Source organism: Azohydromonas sediminis, from assembly GCF_003574675.1.
Classification (GTDB): domain Bacteria; phylum Pseudomonadota; class Gammaproteobacteria; order Burkholderiales; family Burkholderiaceae_C; genus Calidifontimicrobium; species Calidifontimicrobium sediminis.
This window is the reverse complement of record NZ_QOAZ01000079.1, coordinates 1-1,967: the sequence shown is the minus strand read 5'-3', so window position 1 is coordinate 1,967 and position 1,967 is coordinate 1. Positions and strand designations below refer to the sequence as shown.

The window sequence follows — 1,967 nt, the reverse complement described above, 5'->3', positions numbered from 1 at the left end:
GAGTCGGAGTAGGAATGCCAGTCACCCAGCACCCCCTCCACAGATCCGTGCATGCGGAGCTACCGCACACGGCTCTTGCCTTGGGTGGTGACGATCAGACGTTGGTTCGGGTAGGGATGGCAGATGCGTGGTCGGGGCAACCAGTGATCGACGATGCGGTACATGCGCTTCCAGCTCAGGTGTTTGCCTTGGCTGCGGCGGCACAGCGTGCGGTGCCACAGCCGGGCGACTTGGAAGCGGAAGACCTGTACCCGCGCCCCGTTGCAGGGCACGGCGAAGTAGCGGCTGTGTCCGGCGACCACCGCGCGCAGGTACTGGCCCTGCTCGGCAATCGGCCGGTGCATGCGCTTTCGCAGCTCGTCCTTGACGGCATGCAGCTTGGCGCGCAGCCGCGTGGCACTGGTCAACCTCAAGACCATGAAGTGGCCCCTCCTGCTCTTGCCGCAGCAGTGCGTGAAGCCCAGGAAGTCGAAGGTCTCGGGTTTGCCTTGGCCCCGGCGGCGTCGGTTCTGGCGCGCGAAGCGTCCGAACTCGATCAGCCGCGTCTTCTCGGTGTGCAGCTTCAGCCCGAACTGTTCCAGCCGCTGTTGGACTGCCCGCTTGAAGGCGTGCGCCTCCCCGCGGTGCTGGAACCCGGCGATCCAGTCGTCGGCATAGCGCACGACGATCACGTCGCCCCGGGCATGGCGTCCCCGCCATTGCTCGACCCACAGATCGAATGCGTAGTGCAGGTAGATGTTGGCCAGCAGCGGGCTGATGCTCCCGCCCTGCACCGTCCCCAGCTCACTGCGCGTGATCTGTCCTTCTTCCAGCACGCCCGCGTGCAGCCACTTCTTGAGCAGCCGGATCACGCGGGCATCGGCCACGCGATGCTCGACGAACTTGATCAGCCAAGCTTGATCGATGGTGTCGAAGAACTTGGCGATGTCCGCATCGAGTATCCAGTTCACCTTCCTCGCCGTCACACCCACGGCCACGGCGTCCAGCGCGTCGTGCGCGCTTCGGCCGGGCCTGAACCCGTAGCTGAAGCCATTGAAGTCCTGCTCGTAGATCGCACCAAGGACTTCGGCCGATGCGCGCTGGACGATCTTGTCCTCCAGCGCGGGCACGCCCAAGGGGCGCTTACTCCCGTCGGCCTTGTCGATGTACGTTCGCCTCACAGGCTGGGGGCGGTAGCCCCCTCGGGCCAGCCGGTCCGACAGGTCCAGAAGGTTGGCTTCCAGATTCATGCCGTACCCCTGCCAGGTCTGCCCATCGACTCCCGGTGCGGCATCGCGCCGCAGCGCGTGGTACGCCGCCCGCAGGCGTTCGATGGCGTAGATGTGATGCAGCAGTCCAGTGAACTTCGCATCGCGACGGCCTCGTGCCGTCTGTCGTATGCCATCCAGTGCGGTGTTCACGTCATACACCCGCGTCGATCTGCGGGACATGCGCAGCTGGACAGCATTTCCCTTGGCTCGCAGCCTTCCCTCCACCGCCTCCGCCGCCGCAGGAACTTCCCCAGCAGCCTTGTTCGGCAGCTTCTTCGGTACTACGCCGCGATCCGACTTCCCGCGCCCGTGGCTCATCGTCGTATGCCCTTGGGCTTCACGATGCGCGCTGCAGCAAGGCTCTCCCGAGCAGCCGCAGCAAGACGCGGGATCTCCCGGTTCCCGTGCGAGATGTTTCCGCGCGTGCGCGGGGTCTCTGACCGCGCGGGGTCCGGTGCAGCCTCGCCATTGCGGCTGCACCGATATTGCCTTCGCCATGTCTCCACGGGCTCGGCACCCCGGACCACCCGCAGCTCTCGCCGCGGGGCATGTATTACGCGGCTCGATACCCGGCCCGCGCGTACCCCTGTCAACGCTTCAGCTGCTCCCTTGCGGGTCACAGCGCATGACTCGGGGCCGCCGTAGCTGGCTAAGCCTTCAACGTATGACTCTTTCATTCACTACATCTCGCCGGTTTTGACCGGCGCACGGAGACAC

The 1,967-nt window shown here is 65.6% G+C and carries 1 protein-coding gene; it reads right to left on the bottom strand.

The window, feature by feature from the left end; all coding sequences use genetic code 11:
- Positions 1-59 precede the first annotated feature (59 nt).
- The gene (gene ltrA, locus DRV96_RS17680) at positions 60-1,568 is read right to left on the bottom strand and encodes a group II intron reverse transcriptase/maturase (RefSeq protein WP_119293590.1); all 1,509 of its coding nucleotides are present in this window, start codon (positions 1,566-1,568) and stop codon (positions 60-62) included.
- Between the last annotated feature and the right edge of the window lie 399 nt (positions 1,569-1,967).

What these genes read in the sequence shown, in the direction of transcription:
- ltrA (WP_119293590.1), bottom strand. Translation starts at nt 1,568, where the DNA reads ATGAGCCACGGGCGCGGGAAGTCGGATCGCGGCGTAGTACCGAAGAAG.